We start from the raw sequence: 19693 nt of genomic DNA, 5'->3' as shown, positions 1-19693 counted from the left end.
AGTGCGCTAGTTGGCATCCGGCGCCAGGAACAAGCCAGTGCCCTCGGCGAACTCATTGACCAACAGGAAAGCGTCGCCGAGCTGGTTCAACTTGAGTTCCAGGCGCCAACTGTCAACTTCCCCCGCGCTGTTGGCGTACGGCCGCAGGCCTTCCACCCCACGTTCGCCTCGCCACTCGTCGTAGTCCTCAGTGACGATCCGGTCGCCCTCGTTGTCGTAGTAGACACACTCGGCCTCCCACGCGTCGTACTCCGCTTCGTCGTAGGTCTCCTCATGGATTACCACGTCGGCCCACGGCACCAGTGACGGCAACACGGTGTCGTAAGACCACCCCGGCGCCATGATCATCCAGGTTCCGAGCAGTTCGCGATCCTCGTTGGCTCCATCGACTGAAGCGATCGTAATCTCACCACGGCCCGATGACTTGTTGACCCACTCGTCAGCCTCAATGAGGATTCGTCGGCCAGCTCTGAGCAGCTCCATCCACGGGAGCGCGAGCTGCAGCCGTCGGAGACGAACGCTGTACGGATCACCCTCAGCGAACTCACGTAGGGGCACGACGGAAGCGGCGTCCAACTCCTGGGATCTGGGCACGAAGATCTTGAAGTTGTTCGGGGTCGCGTCGAGCGTCGCCCTGGTGACCCGCTGCCAATACGCCTTGCCGTCGATCTCGTCGTAGAGCACGACGACGACGGGCAGTGAGTGCTTGAGCCAGTACTCGGCGTGCTTGCTATCGACGTAGTGCGTCCAGCCGTTGCCCTTCTCACTGGCGAAGTACTTCGCTCGACCCGACTTGATCTGCAAGGCGATGAGCTTGCCGGTGGCGGTGCCGCCCGGCTCGAAGACCTCCGCCTGAGCATCGATGCCGTAGTCGTCTGTGGGCTGCTCGCGGAAGACCCATCCGAAGCCATTCACGATCCCGCCCACCGCGAACACACCGGCGCGCTCAGTCACTGCACTCGGCGGTCGGGACATCGGCATGCCGGAAGTCTAGGGAGAGCGAGGCGCCGGCTTTCGTGTTCGCCAAGATGGTGTCGTGCACTTCGACTTCATCGAGCACCAGCGACCGCCTGGCCCCGCGTACCTGTGGCGGCCGTTCGGCGACGGGCGCAGGTCAGATCCGAACTTCAACGCCCGTTGGTGGTCTGAGCGGAACTTCCTCGACACATCCCGCCTGCTCAGCGTCGAGGTCAACGGTGTGGAACTCGCCCGTATCGAGATAGATCGCGTACCCCACCTGGCTTCGAGCCAGGGAGCGTCCCACCTCGGCCTCGTCCGCGAGATCCACTACCTCGAGGTGAGCCGCGCCCACGTTGGGCAAGGGCTCGGCACGGAGATCGTGGGCTGGCTTGAAGCCGAGTTCAGTGACGCTCGCCTGATTGCCTCCACCGACAGCGCCGTCGGCTTCTGGGCCTCGCTCGGAGGCTGGGAGCTTGTCGACCATGCAGACGGAATCCGCGGCGACTGGGCTCTGTACGTGAGCCGGCCCGTGGCCTAATCCCGCACGATCCGCAGCTCCGGCCGAGAGTCGACCTCACCCAGCACCTCGCTGAGGTGTGCTGTCGTCCAGCACAGCTCCTCGGCCAAGGCCGCCCGCGTGAGCCCATGCTGCTCGGCAAGCGCGAGTCCTTCTCGAAGTAACGAGGGCATCTCGCCGGGGTACATCGCCACCGGATCATCTCGGCGAAACTCCGCAAGGTTGTTGAGTCGCTGGTACGCCCGCCGCATCGAGATTTCCGACACCACGCGGAGCTCAGCCATGCGTCGGACGAGCGACTCTATGGACACGCCCCACGACCGGCTGAGCTTCTCCAGCGAGGCCAGACGCATCGTGCGTGGCAGCAAAGGTTCGATCTCCGCCTTGGGAGTGAGCAGTTCGGCCGCGAACTCATCGGCCTCGCGCTCCTGCTGGCGATCCCCCGGCAAGGGATTCGGATGGAGCAGCAAATGCCCGATCTCGTGCGCGCAGGTGAAGCGGTATCGCGACACCGACGCGGCGCGCTCCGGCGTCACGATGATCAGCGGGCGGCCGAGGGCATCCGTCGAGTATGCGCTGACACGTGTGACCGCCTCGTTGGTCATCGGGATCAAGGTGATCACGATGCCGTGCGCTTCGATCGTGGCGGCGAGATGCGGGAACGGCCCCGGACCGATGTTCCACGCCTGACGCAAGATGCCTGCCGCTTCGGAGGGAGAGGTGTCATCAGGCATGCTCGGGAGTCGCACTCCGGGCAGGCGCACGCGCTTCTCCAGGGCATACGTCAGCTCCCAGACTTGCTCAGCGTGTGTCGCCGCCTTGGCGCGATCTTTGGCCCTGGTGGAGCGCAGGCTTCGGAAGTGAGCGTTCGCCGCATCCAGTCGGCCGAGCGGTCGCCCGGCCGCAAAGAACTCGACGGGCACCTTCAGCTTGGCAGCCAGGATCGGCAGCAGCTCAGCACGCGGTGTCGAAGCACCGGCTTCGTACTGCCCGACAGCCGCCGGCGACACGTGAATCTCCTCGGCCAATTCCGCCTTCGTCCACTCCCGGAGCACCCGCGCCTGGGTCAGACGGGCAGGCTCGAAAGCCCTCGCGACATCGACGTTACGGCGACCAGACGTCGACGAGAAGAGTTCGAACTGACCTTGCTTCTCGTCAGCCATCGCTGGAGTCGTCGGAGGTGATCTCGTCGTCCTCGTCACCCGGAAGACCGATGTTCTTCTCGGGCAGATCGCCGCTCGTGAATGTCCAGTCGCCGTCAGGAACGGCGTACGGCTTCGGTGCAGCGGCCGCCTTCAGGTTAAGGAGGCTCTCGCTGAAGCCGAATGTCAGACACCCGTCGCCCGTAAGGGAAACATCGCCCCAGCGGACCTCGTGGAGGCCACTCGGAGAGCTGGAGATCGCGACGACCACGAGCTTGCCGCTAGTGACGATCTCGGACTCGCGGGCCTTCTCGACCAGGTTGACGAGCTCTTGCTCCTCGTCGGTCAGCTCTGGACGACGGACGCCAAGGTCGAACTCGCCCTGCAGTTCAAGCCCGCCCAGATCGAACATGGCCTCCCGCGCCGGGGAGGTAGTGAACGGCGTGCTTGCCAGCTCACGGTCACGACTCCTGCCATACCTCCAGGGGAACATCGCGACCCCGTTGATCACGGGGATGTTGTACGGCGCCTCTCCCGGGCGGAACAGCGTGGCTCCGGGCAGCTTGCCGAAGGCCTCGAACCGCTCGAGGATGCCGCGCCAGAACTCGCCATAGACACCGAGACTGCGGTGCCCCGAGGCCTCCTGAGCATCTGCGGACGCGATGTGCTCCGCACGAACCTCGAGCGACACCCGCTCGCGGACGTAGACGCCGTTCGCCCCGAACGTCTCAATGGCCCAGCGACGACCCTCGTCCATCTGGCACTCCCTTCAGGCGGAATGCGAGAACCGTACCATCTCGCTTCAGCAAATCCCCAATACGGCACTGTGTTGCTTCATCGGCGTGTTCCGGCCCGGGCTGCGGACCGCTCCGGAGGGTCTTGCCGAAACCGGCACGCGACATTCCGGCAGGCCGTACGCTCCAACGGCACTACCGAGACGGAGAAAACGTGATGATCGAGCAGCGGATGATCGGCCAACCGGGAACGTCCGGAGCCCCAGTTCGGAACGTGGACGCGATCGTGGACCTCGTTCGCGCTGGCGCTCTCGAGTTCGACGCGGCAGTCGCGTACGTCACGGACAGCGGCGTGGACGCGCTGCTTTCCACCATCGCCTCGAGCGGCGTTGCCAGCGAGTGGGCTGCCGTCAAGAAGAGGTTCTTGGTCAGCATCGACTGGTACCGCTCGGATCCCACCGCACTCGAGCGCCTTGCGGCACTGCCATCCGAGGTCCGAGTTCACGACGGCAGTCGAGTCGTCGATCGACCGGGCTGCGTCCCCTTCGTGCCCTGGCACCCGAAGTGGTTCTCAATGCGCGGATCGTCAGCGAGAGGCCATCTCGTCGGGTCAGGAAACCTGTCGAGAAACGGCCTCGTGTCTGGGAACGAAGCCGGCACGCTACAGATCGTTCGCAAGCCGTCCAACAAAACCGAGAACGCGGTCGACTCAGCGATTCGCGACGGCGAGGCTTGGTTCGAGACCGCCTGGCCTGCCGCCACCCCCCTGTCCGGCATCCTCGGCCGGTACCAGCGCGGATTCGCTGCCCTGCCCAAGACTGAACTTGCACGAAACGACGATGTCGCAGATGCCTCCGGTCGGGTTGGCGCTCGACGCGGGCTCACAGCCGAGCAGCTCGCTGCGCTAACGTCCGCGACCAACTTTTGGATCGAGGGCAAGGGAGGGATAAGTCTGAACCGTGGGCCATCTCGTCCCGGCAATCAGCTCAACATGTCTGCACTGATGCGGGTCTTCTTCGGCGGATCCGCCGAACACGTTGCAAGAAACTCGCCGATCGTGACCGTCACCATCGAGCACCCGCAGGACCAGACAACGTCGACTACCGCTCCGATCCGGTTCAGCCATAACTCAATGGATGTCATCAGCCTGCCGGTCCCCGCATCACCGTGGCCGACGTCCTACAACGATCGGGTGCTGCTCTTCACGAAGGCCGCTCGTGGCGATGCCCTCCATTTCGTTCTCACTGCTCGTTCCGATGCGGGCGCTCGAGCTTGGCGCAACGCTTCAAAGAAGCAGGGCACGAGCTTCTCCATGAGTAGCGGTAGGCGCTGGGGGGTCTTCGGCTAGGCGTCAGAGGAGCCCCTTCGTCTCCCGCACGTAGGCCTCGAAGAGCACGCTCTGACGTTCTTGCTCCGTTGCAAGCACGCGCCTTCCACTCCACACTCGATCCACCAGTCTGTCGAGTTCAACGTGTGCTTCAACAAGATCACCAGTGAAGTTCTCGGGCAGGTACTGCTGGGCAAGCGTCAGGCCCGGCCTAGATTCGCGCACTTGTTGAACAGCGCGCCCCGCGTCTGCGATCTGACGCCGCAGGTCCGGGTTCACAGGAGGAAGTGGCAGGTTGTTCCACACAATCGTGTTGGAGAAACGAAGATCTGATTTCAGGCGTCCGCCAACCGCCCGCTGCCATGCGACGAAAATCGCAGAGCTGATGATTCCGAACAAGAAGCCGTCTGGGTCAGAAGCCGTGAACGTCGCATCGCTCGCAATCACATCCGGTGTCACATGCATCGCCGCGAAGTACGGGCGCCGATCGCTGGAAACGCGCGGTATAACGACGTACGGCTGGGAGTGAAGCCCGGGGCGCTGCCCAAATAGGTGCGCAGTCTCAGCCATCTGCCGCGTGCTGGCGGCCGTGCTCTTCTTGCGGAACTCCCGAACAGCTTCAACTCGCCTTGAGAGAACATCGCTACGGGGGATGTCCTCTTCTGCCCCAACTAGCCACAGACACCATCTCTCGCGACCGTTGAGCAACTCGTCCGCCCCGATGAACGGGCGCAAATACTTCGAAGCGATTGGGTCGGACCGCACGTCAGCAAGCTCGTCAGCCGTCACGATGAGATTCCCATCGTCGCGCGGCATGTTGCCGAAGGTGGTCTCAGGGAGTCCGACGCCCAACGGCGTCATTCGCTTCACAATGAACGCGTTGGGCGCATCGGCGAGATACGCGTTGATCGACTTCACCGCGCGGACGCCCCCGCCCGCACTCGGCTCATCGAACAAGACCGGGTTCTTCACATCGCGTCCGAATCCGACGATGACGCAATGCACGGCCGCCTTCCCCGCTGCGTCAGAGGTCCACGGAAAGGTTCGATGCGCGAACTTGATTCGCCAGCCAGCATCAAAGATTGGTCCAAAGAGGAGCGGCACGGGATCACCCTGAGTGATCGAGTTGGTAGTCACAAATGCCCATTCACCGTTGCGGTTCTCGAAGTAGCGAAGGGCTTTCGCGTGCCAGCCCGTGACGTAGTCGAGTCGACTGATGTCATCTCGACCCCAGGCGGCTCGCAGTTCCTCAGCCTGAACCTCGGATCGGGTCGCATGTCCCAGGAAAGGGGGATTACCAGCGACGATCACTCGCTCCGCAGCCGGACAAACCTCTGCCCAGTCCAACTTCATCGCGTTGCCAACGATGATCCGCGCCGCACGTTGAATCGGCAGCCGTTCGGGAGCAACGCCAAACCGCTCCTTCATCTTCAGGTCCGACTGCCGGTCGATCAGGAACATCGCGGTCTCCGCGATGCGCGCCGGCCACTCGTCGATCTCGATGCCGTAGAAGTGATCGAGCGTCACCCGGAGACTGAGTGTGGGATCAAACGCAAGTTGGGCGTAACCACTCAGGTCCTGAAGCGCCTCCATGATCCGCAGTTCCAGATCGCGCAGCTCGCGGTAGGCCACGATGATGAAGTTGCCGCAGCCACACGCGGGGTCCATGTAGCGGATGTTGCCAAGCTTCGCCCACAGGGCGTTGAGAGCGTTCTCCTTCTTCTTGTCAGTGTCCCGCGCAAGCGCGGCGTCGAACTCGGCCCGCAGATCGTCGAGGAACAGCGGATTTAGTGTCTTGAGGATGTTCTCCTCAGACGTGTAGTGCTCACCGAGCTCACGTCGCGTCTGCGCGTCACGAACGGACTGGAACATTGAGCCGAAGATTGCCGGGCTGATGGTCGACCAGTCGACCGCGCAGGCATCAAGGATGGCCTTGCGGAAGTCGTTGTCGAGGTCGGGCAGGTTGATCTTCTCGTCGAAGATGCCGCCGTTGACGTACGGGAAAGCCGCCAACTCTGGCGCGAGACCCTTGCGTTGATTGGGCGCTGTGTCGAGGGCACGGAAGAGTGCGTTGAGTCGGGCGGCGATGTCGGAACCGTCACGCTCGGTGTGGTCCTTGATGAAATCCTGGAAGAGGTCAGGCATGGGCTCGCCCGACGAGTCCTTCCACATCTCGGTGTCATCACCGAAGAGCAAGAAGAGGACTCGGGCCATGGTCGCCGAGATCTCGTGATCGCGCTTCTTCGGGTCGACGGCCGGCGCGTAGCCCTTCTCGACGGCGGCGTACATCTGAGCCATGAGCTTCGATGCGCGCTTGGACTCGTTCTTAGTCTCGACGTCGAAAGCGCCCCGGACGCGGGACAGCAACTCGTTGACGTCGATCTGGACGTCGGTGGGGAGCCGGATGGCATCAAGCTTCGCAACGAACTTGGGGTCGTTGCTGCCCGCCTTGTGGACGTGACGGGCGGGTCGCGAGATGACGCCGGAACCTCTGGTTGTGCGCGAGGGCCAGCGCCAGACCTGCTTGTCTCCGTCGTGGAAGATCACGAGTCGGTTAGTCGAGGTCTTCGAGATGGCCTGGTCGATTTTGGCCTCCCCGGCGGACCCGGGGAGCGCCGGGACCTCCCAGACGCGGACGCCTTGGTAGGAGGAGATGTTGGTCGCGGTGAGCTTCAACCCGTCTCCCAGGTCGACCTCGATGGGCGGGTGGTTCGGCGCCCCCCAGAACAGGTCGAGGCGGAACAGGTCGCCGTACTTGCCTTCCTCTGCCCTCCCGATGAGCCTGTTGGTCATCGCGGAGTCACCCCGATCGAGCACACGATCTTGATCTCATCCTTCTCCGTGGTTCCGATGACGAGGCGCTCCTCGTCATGCAACTGCTTGACCAGATCGGCGAGGTCCTGGTCTGTGTACTTGGCTCGGCGGGCCTGGCGGAGCCGGATGTTCGCGTACTCCGTGAGAGGCCGATCGTTCATGGCAGCGAGTGCATCGCTGGCGTCAGCCCCGAAAATCGTTCCGCCAAGGCGTTCGACGGCCCACTTGCGCGCGCCCTTGAGGTTGCCGGCCGTGACGATCTCGGCGGTCAGCTTCTCCTTGACTAGCTTCACCTCGCGAGCGAAGTGATCCTCGCGCAGCGGCGCGGTTGGCGTCGACTCCTGGGCTCGGAAGATGCGCAGGGCCTCCAGCGGAGTGAGCAGCCGCTCGGCGGGGGCGCCATCGCCGTCGTCGAACGATGCAGCGAACGCGTCGATGCCGGAGGTGGTGCTGGCGAAAGTGGCGATGCCGGACTTGGTCTCGTGGTCGTACGGGTCACGGGTGCTGTGGAGCATGTCCTGCATTTTGAGCACCCGGCCAGCGAGGCCGGGCTTGTGCTCCTTGACGCTCGACCAGACGAGCCATGCCTCGCTCACCGCGTCGGCCTCGCCTTCATCCTGTTCGAGCTCTTCCTCGCCCGGTACGACGCCCTTGTAGAGGTCGTCGAGGAGATTGACTTCCTTGTCGTCGCCGAAGAATCGCTCGTCAGAGCCGAAGGCTGCCGCGTTGTCGCCAAGGCGGCGCCGGATCCGCTGGCGCAGCTGGATCGCGTCCTCCACCTTCTTGTGCGAGATCAGGTAGATGTTGACGGTGTCGGACTTCTGGCCGACGCGGTCGACGCGGCCGGCTCGCTGGATGATCCGGATGATCGCCCACGGCAGGTCGTAGTTGACCACGACGTGTGAGTCCTGGAGGTTCTGGCCCTCGGACAGAACGTCGGTGGCGATGAGGACGTCGATGGGATCGTCGACCGGCGTTACGTCCTCCTCGTCGCCGGGGAGCTTGTTGCTCTCGGGCGAGAACCGACGAGCGAGCGCCGACGGGTCTTCGGAGTCACCGGAGGCCAGCCCGACGTTGGCGATACCGGCGGTTCTCAGTGCGTCGGCGACGTAGACAGCGGTGTCGGCGTACTCGGTGAAGACCAGGACCTTGTCGCCCTTGTGCTTGCCGCGGAGCAGGTCGACGAGGGCGTCGATCTTGGAGTCCTTGGCCGGGTCCCAGGTGCCGAAGCTGTCGAGCAGGTCGCTGATGATCCGGTTGTCTCTTTCGAGGTCCTTGCGCAGCGTCTTCTTGAAGACTTGGGTTCCCAGCCACTTCGTCGATGCAGGTAGACGGCGCTTGAGCTCCTTGTACTGCGACTCCAGACTCCCGAAACCGTCCTGGTCCTCTTCCACGTCCTCGTCGGTGACCATGAACTGGTGATCGCTGAAGCTGCCGAGTGGCACGTCGAGACCGTTGTCGATCGCATGGATGAAGAGCTCGTTGCGGGCCCGCTGGCGCTGGAGGCTCAGGATGAAGGAGTGCCCTGACGATGACAGGCGCTTGAAGAGGCCGATCCGGACGAATCCGCTGACGTTGCCGCGACCGGACCGGATGTCGGCGAGGATCTTGGTGTCGGAGTCGCTGTGCGGCGCCTTCGGGTCGTCATAGTCGGCGAGGCGGTAGCGCGGCAGCGTGAGGTCTCGTATCGCGTCGAGAGTGGTCTCGTCCTCCATGAGACGGGCGGGGTCGTCGTCGGCGAACTCATGCCACAGAGGGCTGGGCACACGCGTCGGGAAGTGGAACCGTGTGCCGTTCGCGAACTCCAGGTACTCACGCTCGATGACCTTGCCGTTCGGGAGTGTGACCGGCTCCTTCTTCGCAGTGCGCTTGATGAACGAGCGGGTGCGTCGGACCAGGTGGTCGCTCATCAGGCGCTTCCAGTCCTCTGGTTCCTCCGAGCGACGGAAGGCGGCAAGGGTCGTGATCTTGCCGTCAACCTTGTCGATCAGCGTCGGGTCCTTCGCCATCGCGGCCGTGGGCTGGATGCCGAGGTCGTCGTCGTCTTCGATGTAGAGGCCGATCTGGTTGGCGACGTCGGCGAAGGCGAGGTTGTAGGGAGTCGCGGTGAGCAGCAGGACCTTGGAGCCGTTGCGGCGGATGTAGTCCTTGATCGCCTCGGACGCCTTGGTGGTGTTGTTCCGCAGGTTGTGCGACTCGTCGCAGATCACGAGGTGGAAGCGCTTGAGCTCCGGGAGGTTCTTGTCTGCCATCGAGTAGGGAATGACGCGTGCGCCCACGAGGCCGTACCTCTCCAGGTGCTCCTCCCACATGTGCTGCAGGTTCTTGGGGCACAGCACGAGGGTCGTGTAGTCCTCCGCGGCTTCGAGCATCAGGGCGGTGGCGATCGCGGTGAGGGTCTTGCCGAGACCGACCACGTCGCCGAGCATCGTGCCGCCCCGGCGGACGATCCGGCGGGCGAGGGTGCGGACTGCTGTGGTCTGGTAGTCAAGGAGGAGATTCTCGATCGACGGCGGCAGGACGTAGCCCATCCCCTCACGCGCGTCCTCAGAGAGCGCGTGGCAGACCTTGAGGTAGACCTCGTAAGGAGTTGGCTGGGCCTCCGATGCCCAGGACTCCTCGATGAGCTCGATGATCTCCTTGGTGATCTGGAGGGAGAAGACGTCGTCCCAGCGGTCCGTGAACCAGTTGGAGAGCTTCTCGGTAGCGTCGTTGTCAGTGACGTCGATGTTGAGTTCGAGGTTCCTGTAGAAGCCTGCGTTCGTCATGTTCGACGACCCGACGTACGCACGCCGTTGCGCGAAGGCGTTGCCTGGTGCGTGGAAGATGTAGGTCTTTCCGTGCAGCGGCGCGGTGGTGAAGACCTTCATCTCGACGGCGCCCGACGTGAGGTGCGCCTTGAGCTGCTGGAGGGTCTTCTGCTCAGCCTCCGAGGGCAGCCCGCGCATGAGCTGTGTGCGCAGGTGCTTGACCAGCGACTCCTTGGCCGCCTGCGCCTTGGGCATGTCGTTGATGTCGGAGCCGTAAGGCGGGGGCTGAACGACGTCTTGCAGCGCCGAGAGCATTGCGGCCGAGTCAGCCGGCATGACCATGCCGACCAAGACGCGAACGATTGCCGGGTCGCCGTCCTGCCGAGCTCCACTCTTGGCATCGACGATGTCGGCGAAGGTGCTCCACCCGCGCAGATCGAGATACCCGGTCGCGACGTCGCAAGTGTCGAAGGCGGTCAATGCAGACTTGAGTGCGGGACCGATCGCAGACTCAGTCTTCAGATTGTCGAAGATGTCCGGCATCAGTCTCCTCCGCAATGGCGTCGCTTCATCGCCCTGAACCTATCGAGGTCTACCGACGGTTTGGCGTCGAACTGGCGAGCGCGGCCCGCAGGATGCGCCACTGGGCCGGATCGCTCGTCATAAAGCAGATGGACGTCGCGCCGATCGTGTAGAGACGCCGAGCGTCCCCGCTCTCAGGCCAAGCGCTCCGCATTCCGATCTCCCCGGCTCTCACGGCCCCCCAAACATTGACCCTTGAAGCTCCGCCGCCGTCGACACCCCGCCATCGCCGCCACCGACAATCGTTAACGGCTTCGATATCCGCCCTACTCGCCACCCTCTTCAACCCGTCAACCAGCGGCACGCATGCTACGAAGTTCCGTAGTGGGCGGGCGCCGATGTGGCCGCTGACCTGCGGTTTCACGGTTGTTGATGGCTGATGACGGAGGTGATTTCGATGCATGGCGGCATGAAGATCTACCGCGGTGCACCAGCCGCCGCTCGACACTACGTGGAGGCCGATCGGGCCCGGGCGGACGACTACTACCTCGCCGAGGGCGGCGGGATCGCGATGCACTTCGCTGCGGGTCTCGACAAGCTCGACCAACGGGTCCGGGTCGAGCGATGGGCTGACATGGACGGCGAGACATACGAGCGGTGGGTGGCCGGATACGAGGTCGACACCGGCCTCGCGAAGGGGCGGTTACGGAAGGACGAGAAGGGCGTCCGGTTCGTCGAGGTCACCGTGAACGGGCCGAAGACCTGGTCGCTCGCGGCCGCCCTGCACCCCGAGATCGCCGAGGCGTACGACGCGGCGCAGATGGCTGCGGCCGAGGAGATCATCGGGTGGCTCGCCACCCACACGACGACGCGCGTCGGGCCGCGCGATCGGCAGGTGCAGGTTCCTGTCGAGGAGGTCGAGGCGGCCGTCGTACGCCATTTCACCTCCCGGGCCGGCGACCCTCATCGACACCTGCACCTCCAGGTCAACTCCCGAGTTATCGCTGCCGGCGCCTGGCGAGGACTCCACACGGTCGGCGTACGCGACAGCCTGGAGGCGGTCAACGGGATCGGGCACGGGGCGGTGATGACCAACCAGAGGTTCCGAGAGGCGCTCGCGAGGCACGGATTCACACTTGACGCCGAGACGGGCGAGGTCGTCGAGCTAGCGGCGTACTCAGGAGCGTTCAGCGCCCGCGCCAAGCAGATCGAGGCGAACATCGACACCTACGAGGCCGAGTGGCGGGCCGACCATCCGGGCGAGGAACCCGGACCGGCGTTGCGGCAGGCGTGGGACCGGCGAGCATGGGCCGACGCCCGACCCGAAAAGGTCGTACCGACCAGCGGCGATGATCTGCGTCACCGGTGGATCGAGGAGCTGAACGAGCTCGGCTACGTCGCCCCGGCCCGGGGCGCTCCCCTTGGCACCTTGCGGGCCGGCGCTGTCGACCGCGACGGCGTCGTCGAGCTGGCTCTCGTCCGGCTGGGCTCACGTCGCTCGGCGTGGAACGCGGCCGACGCCCGGGGTGAGGTCGAGCGAATCATCGCCTCCGGCGGAGGCGTGGTTGACGGGGCCGTGCGCCGTGAGTTGGCAGAGGATCTGACCGCTCGCGTCATCGCCGCCTCACGCCCGCTACTCCCCCGATCGGACGTGCCCGAGCACGTGCGTTCGTTCACGTCGGTCGACGTGCTGGCCGTCGAACACGAGATCGTCGACCGACTTGCGACTCGTGCCGAGGCCAAGACGATCACCGTGATCGAGGGCGCGGCCGGGGCTGGCAAGACCGCCCGTCTCGCGGCAACCCGCGAGCGCGCGATCGCCGCCGGGCGTCGGATGGTCGTGGTGACACCGACTCTCAAGGCGGCCCAGGTCGCAGAGGGCTCGATCGGCTCGGCGTCGTACTCCGCAGCCTGGCTGCTCCACCAGCACGGCTTCCGCTGGGACGAGGACGGTCGGTGGAGTCGCGTCGACTCCGTGCCCGACGTCAGCGCCCGACTACGTCGAGGCGACCTGCTCGTCGTCGACGAGGCGGGCATGGTCGGCCAGGACACTGCCCGTGCGCTACTCCGCCTGGCCGACGAGACCCAGGCACTCGTGATGCTGGTCGGCGACCGCCATCAGCTCCCCGCCGTCGGCCGTGGCGGGGTCCTGGACCTCGCGATCAGGTACGCACCCGATCGGGTGCAACAGCTCGACGGCGTACGCCGCTTCAAGGACCCCCACTATGCCGAGCTGTCGGTGCGGATGCGGACGGGCACCGCGCCTGGCGAGGTATTTGATGCGCTCCTCGCCCGCGGCGACATCGTCATCCACGGAAGCGACGTCGAGCGGACCCGACGCCTTGCCGCTGAAGCCAGCGTCGGCAAGCTCGTCATCGCCGACACCCGCGAGCAGGTGGGCCAGATCAACACCTTCGCGCACCGGATCCGCAAGGCGACCCGTGAGGTCGACGAGCAGGTGCTGACCTCGGCGGGTGAGCGGATCGGCGTCGGCGACACCATCGCGACCCGGCGCAACGACCGCGATGCCGATGTCGCGAACCGCGAGTTGTGGACCGTCGTCTCGTGCGATCGCGGCGCGCTCACCGTCAGGGGCGAGGCGGGGACTCGTGTGTTGCCGCCTGACTACGTACGCCGCGATGTCGAGCTCGCCTACGCCACGACCGCCTACGGCGCGCAAGGCGCCACTGTCACCGAGAGCCATGTGCTGGTCGGCGAGCACAGCGGAGCCGCGTCGGCGTACGTCGGGATGACACGCGGCCGCGAGCGAAACGTCGCTCATCTCGTCGCTGAGTCCCTCGAGGATGCGCGCAAGCAGTGGTGCGATGTGTTCGCGCGCGATCGTGCCGACCTGGGGCCGGCGCACGCACGGGAGGCGGCGGCCGAGGCGATCGAGCGCTACGGACCGAAGGCTCGCAAGCAACGGCCGATTCCGAGCCGTCCGCCGGAATTCGACCACCGACGCCCCGCGCCGTCGTCATCAGGCTCGGGCATCGGATTCTGAAGCGCCATCAGCGCACAGCAGCTGCTGGAGTACCCGTAGCCGGAGGAAGTCGTTCGAGCTCAGCCCGACCGCCAGAGCGTGATCAGCTGGTGACCGACGTCGAGCCGGTCGTCATAGGGCTCGACCGTGACGCCGACGACGCACCCGGGTCCGCTCGGTGCAAGCACAACGGTGTGGCCGTTGCCCAAGTCCGCCCACCTCCGCGCGAACGCGACTCCAGCGTTCCACGTTGCCGGTGCGGAGGGGTGCCGCGACGTCGCCAACTGAGTGGCGAGGCGTTCGGCGATCTTGGCGACGGTCGCTGCCGGCTTGATCCCGTCGCTGTCAGCCGTCGGCTCTGGCGGCCGCGGGTCGAAGCGCGTACGGATGAACCGCACCCGCGGCTCCTCCGGAGCCGGCGCCCTCCTTGGCACTGCTTCGTGTCCGCGGACCCACGCTTCAGCCGTGAACGAATCGTCCCCTCGGCCCAGGACCCGCGCGGTGTCCGGGTGGGTCGGTCCCCGCGCGATCACAATCGGCCACTTCCACGCCTCGCGGACCGCGTCCGGGAGTTCGAGCTCCTCCCACACGTCGACCAGGAGGGGGCCGTCGATCCAGCGAATCATCTCCTCGGGCGAGCCACCTTGGAGCAGCTGCTCGTAGACGCTCTTGCGCTGTGCGCGGTCGTGCATGTCCCATTCGCGCATCGGGCCGTCGCCGACGAGGTCAGGGAACGCCAGGATGGCGAAGCAGTCGGGCGTCTCGACGTGCCAGAGAGTGCTCGGCACCCAGAAGTGCCCGACTCCGGGCGCTTCGTGCTCGACCCAGTCGATGAGCCGGCGCAGGTTGAGGTCGTACCCCGCGGCCTCGAGGATCCGCGCGGCGACCTTGAGCGTCGGCGACTTCAGGCCTCGTTCGTACGCCGACATTGTCGCCTGCGACGTACCGGATCTGGCGGCGAGCTCGGCCTGAGTCAGGCCGCTGGCTCGTCGTGCGACTTCGAGCAGGTACGCCCGATCCATTTCTCGACGATATCCGATCGGACGTATTCGGTGCTCTGCGCGGCACGGCCCTCACACCTACCTGTCGCCCACGAACCTCGCGGGTCAACGCCTGACAGGAGGAACCATGAACAGCAACACCCACGACGTCCCGTTCCACGCCCGCCACGACGACGAGCTCCTCACGCTCGACGACGTCGCCGAGATCCTGCGGACCCCGGTGAACACTGTGCGCTGGTGGCGCCAGGAGGGCACCGGCCCGGAGTTCTTCAAGATCGGCCGGCGCCTCTACACCACGGTTGGCGACCTGCGGACGTTCATCCGGATGCAGCGCCTCGCCTCCCAGCCCGTCCTCGGCAAGCCGAAGGCGGTGTGACCATGCACTGGCCGCCGGATGCCTCGGACGACACCGACCCGCGGCACGTCTTCCTCGACGCGCACGACGTGATGGCTCGCTACGGCTGGGGCAAGACGAAGGGCTACCAGAACCTCAAGGACCGCTCGCTCGTGCCGCCGCCGGTGATGACGCACCCGGACCGGTGGCGGCTCGATCAGCTCCTGGCTTGGGAGGAGAAGCGAATGGAGCTGGCCGAGGCCGCGATGGAGGCGCTCGTCGTGCCGGACCGGGAGGAGGCGACCATCAGCAAGCTGCTGCCCCAGCCAAAGCAACGAAGGCAGGCGGGGTGACAGTTGTCGCCGTCGCATGCGAAATCGTGTCGGTGCCTGCATCTAGGGTTCTTTGCTATCGCGGCCCGACACCCAGCAGCCGTAGGCGGCAAATGGCCTCTCGCACGTTAGGAATCCCGGATGACCTACTTCAGCGCAGCAGAGTTGCGGCAATCCGCTGGCGGAATCACGGCGAGCGCGGCACAACATGAGCTTTCACGAGTCGCGAAGTCGGTTGGCGTGAAGTTCGACGTCTTCCTGAGCCACAGCTTCCGCGACGCTTTGGTCATCCTGGGGTTGAAGCGAATGCTCGAGTCCGACGGGCTCAGCGTCTACGTCGACTGGATCGAGGACGCCGGCCTCGACAGGAGTCAGGTGACCGCTGCCACAGCAGCCCAGTTGCGTCAGCGGATGCGATCTTGCTCGAGCCTGGTGTATGCGACATCCCAGAACGCCTCAACATCGCGCTGGATGCCGTGGGAACTCGGATTCTTCGATGGGACCCACGGCCCCGACAGAGTCGCGATATGTCCGGTCTCGACCGGCACGGGCAGCTACACCGGCGAGGAGTATCTGGGCCTCTACAAGACCTTGGAGAAGGTCCGAGATGGCAGCGGACTCCGCCCCTACGTCATCCGACCGAGTCGAAGCCAAGCTGAACGACTTCAATCGTTCGCCGCTGGCAGAGGAGCCTTCGTGGGCCTGACGTAGGTGCAGTAGCGCGGCGCATTGATCAACAGAGGCTGCTGTGCGCTACCGGCAGTGCGCCCAGATCGCAATAGAGACGCCGACGACGAGAAGGGGACCATAGATGGGCGCAACCGCCCAGGACCGAATGTCTTCCCAGTCCGGCCAGTAGTTGATCTTGGAGCCGGCGGGACCAGCAAGGGCTGGATTTAACGAGAAGCTAGGAATGTCTCCGCCGGCGGCGACCTTGTCGTAGAGCTTGCGGAATGCTCGCTCCTGCTTGAGGTAGTTGGCGTCGAGTAGACCAAAGATGGCGACGGCAGCGATGCCCAGCATCGCGACCCAGAGCTGCTCTTTAGTGACCGCATAGCCATACGTGATGGTGACGATCGGCAGCAGCCACGACTTCGATGACGATGATGCCTGAGACATCCGGGTGACGACCGCCTGAATGAAGGACAGGTGCTGCCGCCGGTCTTCCGGCGATACATCCTCGCTCGGTCCGGGCAGCACCGAGCGGACGAGTTCGAGAGTTGCGTCCTGCTCGACTTGGCCCTCCGCTTCCGTGTCTGGCCACCGCAGTTCCACCCGATCGTGGTGCCAGCGGGGAACGACGTGGAAGTGAACGTGGGGGACGGTCTGGGTGGCCGCGGCGCCTGTGGACTGGATGATGTTCATGCCGTCGGGCGAAACCGCTGCGCGCACACCCCGGGCCGCGCGCCTCACGGATTCTCCGAGCTGCCTGCTCTCAGCTGCTGTGAGGTCGGCGTGCTCAACCACATGCCTGTTGGGTACGACCAGGGTGTGCCCGCGAGTGGCCGGAACGAGAGGGAAGAACGCCGTGACGTTCTGATCCTGGTAGACGACCCTGGCACTCGGATCTTCACCGTTGATGATGGCGCAGAAAGGGCACTGGGCCTGAGTCACGGTCGAATCACTCCCTGGGCCGACCATGTCTCGATGTTCCTGACCAGGTTGCCGTAAGTGGCTTGGGAGTCGATCTTGTTCTGCCAGTCGGTCGCAGTGGGGTCGAAGATCGGCACCCCGGCGATCCCCGCGTGTGTAAACGGGTTTCCTCCGGTGGAGTCAACTGTCCCCATGGAAGACAGGCCATGGATCCGGACTCCCAGGAGTGGCTTCTTGTCGTACCACGCCTTCTCGATCTCGTACTTCACCCACGGCCTGCCGGCGGTCTCCTTGCCAATGAGCACGATCACGACACGCTTGTAGGCCATTTGCCCATCGATCCACTTCTGGATGGCAGCGGCCCCGCCCTGGCGAACCTTCTCCCAATCTTGAGAGTTCAGCACCGGTTGCCCTTCGAGGGCATTGATGTTCTTGACGAGTTGGACGCGGTGGACGTCGCGCTCGTAGTGAAAGCTGTAGAAGACGGTCTTGGCCATGGTCATCCTTGGGTAAGCAAGTCTCGGGCTTCTGACACTAGCCATGAGTTCCGACAGTTCCTCGTCGAATCAGTCCACGAGGACCCCGCGCCACAGGCCGAACACGTTGTCGATCTCGACGGGGTCGACGAACGTGTCGAAGGCGAGCTTCGCCCGCTCGGCGCTGACGGGGTCGCGCAGGACAGCGATCGTCCACTCAACGCTCTGACAAACGTCGGCGCCGACCTCGGCGTGATTGACGAACTCCTCGATCACCCGAGCAGTCTCCCCCGGGTCAGTCACGGCCATGAGCCGCCAGAGGTCGCCGAGATCCTTGTCTCGAACTGGTCCCTTGCGCGGCTCCCGCAGCCGTTCGCCGATCTTCGAGCCCTTGGCCAGGATGAGCGCCGGGATCTCCGCGACGTGGAGGTCAGCCGTCAGCCGCGGGTCGGCGAAGTCGGTGATCGTCACGAGCGATCGGTTGAAGGCAGCGAGTTCGAGGCCGAGCGCGTTGCCGACCGCGAGCTTGCCGTGCGCGGGCTGCAAGGCCGGAACTCCGCGCTTGTTGCGGCTGGCGGTGCCGGACAGCCCGTGCGGCGCGAGCAGATCGATCTTCTCGCGGAACGATCGCGTGCCGTCGGCCTCGTCGTAGGCCGTCCGGCCCCACAGTCCAGGACGAGCTGTTGTGCGGTGCTCGTAGCCAGCGTCGGCAAGGAGGGCCTCGATGCTCGGGACGTCGCCGACCAGCCCCGGCGTCACGCCAAGGTCGCCGTCGCCGGTCGGCATCCGGGGGACATCGAGGTCCATCGTCCTCAGTAGGACTGCATGAGCGCCGATCAAGGTCAGCGACTCAGCGTGGACCTGGAGAACCTCGACGACGTTGATGATCGCGCGGCGGCTCCACTCGATCTCGGTGCGGGGCTCCTTGTAGGCCGTCACGCGACCCGCCTCCCCATGAGAATGTCAGCCTGCTCCACCATGCGGTCGATGCCACCGTAGGCGTCGATGATGACCTGATCGCGAGCGACGACCGTGACGCCGGCGATGTCGACGCGGCCGACCTCGCTCACGCCGTCGAACGGGATCAGCGTCACCCGCATGCCGAACGAGCCGGGCTCCTTGCGCGCGAGACCGGCGGCTTCGGCGGCGCGAGCGACGTCTTCGACGTAGAGAACCGGCCAGGCCTCCCCCGCGCTGGATCGGTACCGGTTGGCTCCGGCATCACCGGTGAGTGCGTAGTCGATGCTGGCCCCGCCAAGCAAGTCAGCGACCTCATCCGCAGACAGCCCCGCGGTGAAGTCCACCGCTCCACGGCGCCGCGTCAGTCGGGCGGCGCGACCGGCACGGAACAGCAGGTCCCCTTCCTTCCCCGCGGCGACCCGACCACTGCCGTCCACTAGTCCGATCCGCGACCACCGCTGGCGCCACACCTCAACGCCCGGCGTCACTGCGACGTCGAGCCTCGGGTCGAGGGCAAGGCGAGCGGTCGCGATCGCATCGACATCCGCAGCGCCCGTGAAGCCGATGGGCTCCCCCAGCACCGTCAGGATCTCCTGCGCCAGATCGAACGAGGGACTGACCGCCCCGGACTCGATCCGCGTGATCGTCGTCGGGGCGACGTCGACCAGCGCCGCGAGCTGACGAGCACTCAGCCCGTTCACTCGGCGCAGCGTCGAGATGCGTTCTGCCAGGTCCACGCCCACCAGTCTACGAGAGTGTTGCAAATACGCAACACGTCAAGAATCGGCCCGAAAGCTAACATGTCTTCGAGACGTGTCAGGTCCTTCAACACGTCGAGATCGGCTGCCACTGGGTCGCCAGTGATGGGGCCGAAGTGATGCACGAGAGTGATGCACGAGGGCGCGGAATCGGTGTCCAACGGCGATACGCGCTAACTCAGCACGACCCGCCACACCCGCTCTGACCTGCGGTTTCGTCAGAATCCGCTAACAGCCGCCAACCGAGGAGCCTCGTGGCACCAGTGGCACGCGGCGTACCCGACCGAGAGCAGCACCGGCACGCCGCGCCGGCGGGCCTCGGCGAACGCGTCCTCGCCCCACTCCCACCAGTCGACCGGGTTGTCGGCGTGCTGGAGCAGGTACGGCGATGTTGCGGCGGCCAGGCGGTTGGGCATCGGCACCTCCACCGAACACGCTATCCAGTCGACATGAGGCCGGTCGCGCGCCATGAACCCGGCCCCGGGACTGG

Annotated in this window: 16 protein-coding genes and 1 pseudogene; 6 read left to right on the top strand and 11 right to left on the bottom strand. The window is 65.2% G+C overall.

The genetic code is table 11. From position 1 onward, the window contains the following. Positions 1-6 precede the first annotated feature (6 nt). Positions 7-981 carry a DUF4365 domain-containing protein gene (locus ACFPGP_RS11685; protein WP_378590265.1) on the bottom strand — a complete coding sequence of 325 codons (975 nt, stop codon included), beginning with the start codon at positions 979-981 and terminating at the stop codon, positions 7-9. A 55-nt stretch (positions 982-1036) separates the two neighbouring features. Here ACFPGP_RS11685 and ACFPGP_RS11680 point away from each other — a divergent pair, with 55 nt between their 5' ends. Continuing rightward, positions 1037-1498: a GNAT family N-acetyltransferase gene (locus tag ACFPGP_RS11680; protein WP_378590264.1), complete on the top strand. Its 462-nt coding sequence runs from the start codon at positions 1037-1039 to the stop codon at positions 1496-1498. Here the strand turns inward: ACFPGP_RS11680 and ACFPGP_RS11675 are convergent. Both ACFPGP_RS11675 and ACFPGP_RS11670 read right to left on the bottom strand, forming a co-directional pair. Continuing rightward, positions 1495-2640, bottom strand: a complete 1146-nt coding sequence (locus ACFPGP_RS11675) for an ImmA/IrrE family metallo-endopeptidase (RefSeq protein ID WP_378590263.1) — start codon at positions 2638-2640, stop codon at positions 1495-1497. The two genes, ACFPGP_RS11680 and ACFPGP_RS11675, sit on opposite strands and share 4 nt — an antisense overlap. Beyond that, positions 2633-3376: a hypothetical protein gene (locus ACFPGP_RS11670; protein ID WP_378590262.1), complete on the bottom strand. Its 744-nt coding sequence runs from the start codon at positions 3374-3376 to the stop codon at positions 2633-2635. The genes ACFPGP_RS11675 and ACFPGP_RS11670 overlap by 8 nt, the downstream gene beginning before the upstream one ends. 194 nt (positions 3377-3570) lie before the next feature. On the opposite strand from ACFPGP_RS11670, the gene ACFPGP_RS11665 reads away from it, so the two are divergent. Beyond that, positions 3571-4701, top strand: coding sequence for a hypothetical protein (locus ACFPGP_RS11665; RefSeq protein WP_378590260.1), 1131 nt, complete (start codon positions 3571-3573; stop codon positions 4699-4701). A 3-nt stretch (positions 4702-4704) separates the two neighbouring features. On the opposite strand, the gene ACFPGP_RS11660 is transcribed toward ACFPGP_RS11665, so the two are convergent. Both ACFPGP_RS11660 and ACFPGP_RS11655 read right to left on the bottom strand, forming a co-directional pair. Then, entirely contained in the window at positions 4705-7473 is a 2769-nt protein-coding gene (locus ACFPGP_RS11660; RefSeq protein WP_378590257.1) for a class I SAM-dependent DNA methyltransferase, read from the bottom strand. Beyond that, positions 7470-10787, bottom strand: a complete 3318-nt coding sequence (locus tag ACFPGP_RS11655; RefSeq protein WP_378590255.1) for a helicase-related protein — start codon at positions 10785-10787, stop codon at positions 7470-7472. The genes ACFPGP_RS11660 and ACFPGP_RS11655 overlap by 4 nt, the downstream gene beginning before the upstream one ends. 418 nt (positions 10788-11205) lie before the next feature. Between ACFPGP_RS11655 and mobF the strand changes: the two genes are divergently transcribed. After that, the gene (gene mobF, locus ACFPGP_RS11650) at positions 11206-13770 is read left to right on the top strand and encodes a MobF family relaxase (RefSeq protein WP_378590253.1); all 2565 of its coding nucleotides are present in this window, start codon (positions 11206-11208) and stop codon (positions 13768-13770) included. Between the two features lie 59 nt (positions 13771-13829). Here mobF and ACFPGP_RS11645 read toward each other — a convergent pair whose 3' ends face one another. Then, positions 13830-14771, bottom strand: coding sequence for a helix-turn-helix domain-containing protein (locus ACFPGP_RS11645; protein ID WP_378590252.1), 942 nt, complete (start codon positions 14769-14771; stop codon positions 13830-13832). A 106-nt stretch (positions 14772-14877) separates the two neighbouring features. On the opposite strand from ACFPGP_RS11645, the gene ACFPGP_RS11640 reads away from it, so the two are divergent. From ACFPGP_RS11640 to ACFPGP_RS11630, 3 genes are all read left to right on the top strand, one after another. After that, positions 14878-15126: a helix-turn-helix domain-containing protein gene (locus tag ACFPGP_RS11640; RefSeq protein ID WP_378590251.1), complete on the top strand. Its 249-nt coding sequence runs from the start codon at positions 14878-14880 to the stop codon at positions 15124-15126. A gap of 2 nt (positions 15127-15128) precedes the next feature. Then, complete coding sequence (locus ACFPGP_RS11635) at positions 15129-15437, top strand: hypothetical protein (RefSeq protein WP_378590250.1); 309 nt, start codon at positions 15129-15131, stop codon at positions 15435-15437. Positions 15438-15557: 120 nt separating this feature from the next. Continuing rightward, the gene (locus ACFPGP_RS11630; RefSeq protein ID WP_378590248.1) at positions 15558-16127 is read left to right on the top strand and encodes a hypothetical protein; all 570 of its coding nucleotides are present in this window, start codon (positions 15558-15560) and stop codon (positions 16125-16127) included. 42 nt (positions 16128-16169) lie between these two features. On the opposite strand, the gene ACFPGP_RS11625 is transcribed toward ACFPGP_RS11630, so the two are convergent. The 5 genes and pseudogenes from ACFPGP_RS11625 to ACFPGP_RS11605 all read right to left on the bottom strand — a co-directional run. Beyond that, positions 16170-17030 carry an HIT family protein gene (locus ACFPGP_RS11625; RefSeq protein WP_378590246.1) on the bottom strand — a complete coding sequence of 287 codons (861 nt, stop codon included), beginning with the start codon at positions 17028-17030 and terminating at the stop codon, positions 16170-16172. Further along, positions 17027-17506, bottom strand: a complete 480-nt coding sequence (locus ACFPGP_RS11620) for a TIR domain-containing protein (protein WP_378590244.1) — start codon at positions 17504-17506, stop codon at positions 17027-17029. The genes ACFPGP_RS11625 and ACFPGP_RS11620 overlap by 4 nt, the downstream gene beginning before the upstream one ends. Positions 17507-17575: 69 nt before the next feature. Then, complete coding sequence (locus ACFPGP_RS11615; RefSeq protein WP_378590243.1) at positions 17576-18424, bottom strand: hypothetical protein; 849 nt, start codon at positions 18422-18424, stop codon at positions 17576-17578. Next, positions 18421-19182, bottom strand: a complete 762-nt coding sequence (locus tag ACFPGP_RS11610) for a helix-turn-helix transcriptional regulator (RefSeq protein ID WP_378590242.1) — start codon at positions 19180-19182, stop codon at positions 18421-18423. Before ACFPGP_RS11610 ends, ACFPGP_RS11615 begins: the two co-directional genes overlap by 4 nt. A gap of 275 nt (positions 19183-19457) precedes the next feature. After that, positions 19458-19619, bottom strand: a pseudogene (locus ACFPGP_RS11605) (DUF255 domain-containing protein); the annotation flags it as partial. Positions 19620-19693 lie beyond the last annotated feature (74 nt).

Origin of the sequence: Nocardioides taihuensis, assembly GCF_042657275.1 — a bacterium.
Lineage (GTDB): Bacteria > Actinomycetota > Actinomycetes > Propionibacteriales > Nocardioidaceae > Nocardioides > Nocardioides taihuensis.
This window is presented reverse-complemented; position numbering and strand designations above follow the sequence as displayed.

Bases quoted from the DNA above. Each gene is read 5' to 3' on its own strand.
- ACFPGP_RS11640 (WP_378590251.1), top strand. From the start codon at position 14,878: ATGAACAGCAACACCCACGACGTCCCGTTCCACGCCCGCCACGACGAC.
- ACFPGP_RS11665 (WP_378590260.1), top strand. From the start codon at position 3,571: ATGATCGAGCAGCGGATGATCGGCCAACCGGGAACGTCCGGAGCCCCA.
- ACFPGP_RS11660 (WP_378590257.1), bottom strand. From the start codon at position 7,473: ATGACCAACAGGCTCATCGGGAGGGCAGAGGAAGGCAAGTACGGCGAC.
- mobF (WP_378590253.1), top strand. From the start codon at position 11,206: ATGACGGAGGTGATTTCGATGCATGGCGGCATGAAGATCTACCGCGGT.
- ACFPGP_RS11635 (WP_378590250.1), top strand. From the start codon at position 15,129: ATGCACTGGCCGCCGGATGCCTCGGACGACACCGACCCGCGGCACGTC.
- ACFPGP_RS11675 (WP_378590263.1), bottom strand. From the start codon at position 2,640: ATGGCTGACGAGAAGCAAGGTCAGTTCGAACTCTTCTCGTCGACGTCT.
- ACFPGP_RS11645 (WP_378590252.1), bottom strand. From the start codon at position 14,771: ATGGATCGGGCGTACCTGCTCGAAGTCGCACGACGAGCCAGCGGCCTG.
- ACFPGP_RS11655 (WP_378590255.1), bottom strand. From the start codon at position 10,787: ATGCCGGACATCTTCGACAATCTGAAGACTGAGTCTGCGATCGGTCCC.
- ACFPGP_RS11685 (WP_378590265.1), bottom strand. From the start codon at position 981: ATGCCGATGTCCCGACCGCCGAGTGCAGTGACTGAGCGCGCCGGTGTG.
- ACFPGP_RS11620 (WP_378590244.1), bottom strand. From the start codon at position 17,506: ATGGCCAAGACCGTCTTCTACAGCTTTCACTACGAGCGCGACGTCCAC.
- ACFPGP_RS11630 (WP_378590248.1), top strand. From the start codon at position 15,558: ATGACCTACTTCAGCGCAGCAGAGTTGCGGCAATCCGCTGGCGGAATC.
- ACFPGP_RS11670 (WP_378590262.1), bottom strand. From the start codon at position 3,376: ATGGACGAGGGTCGTCGCTGGGCCATTGAGACGTTCGGGGCGAACGGC.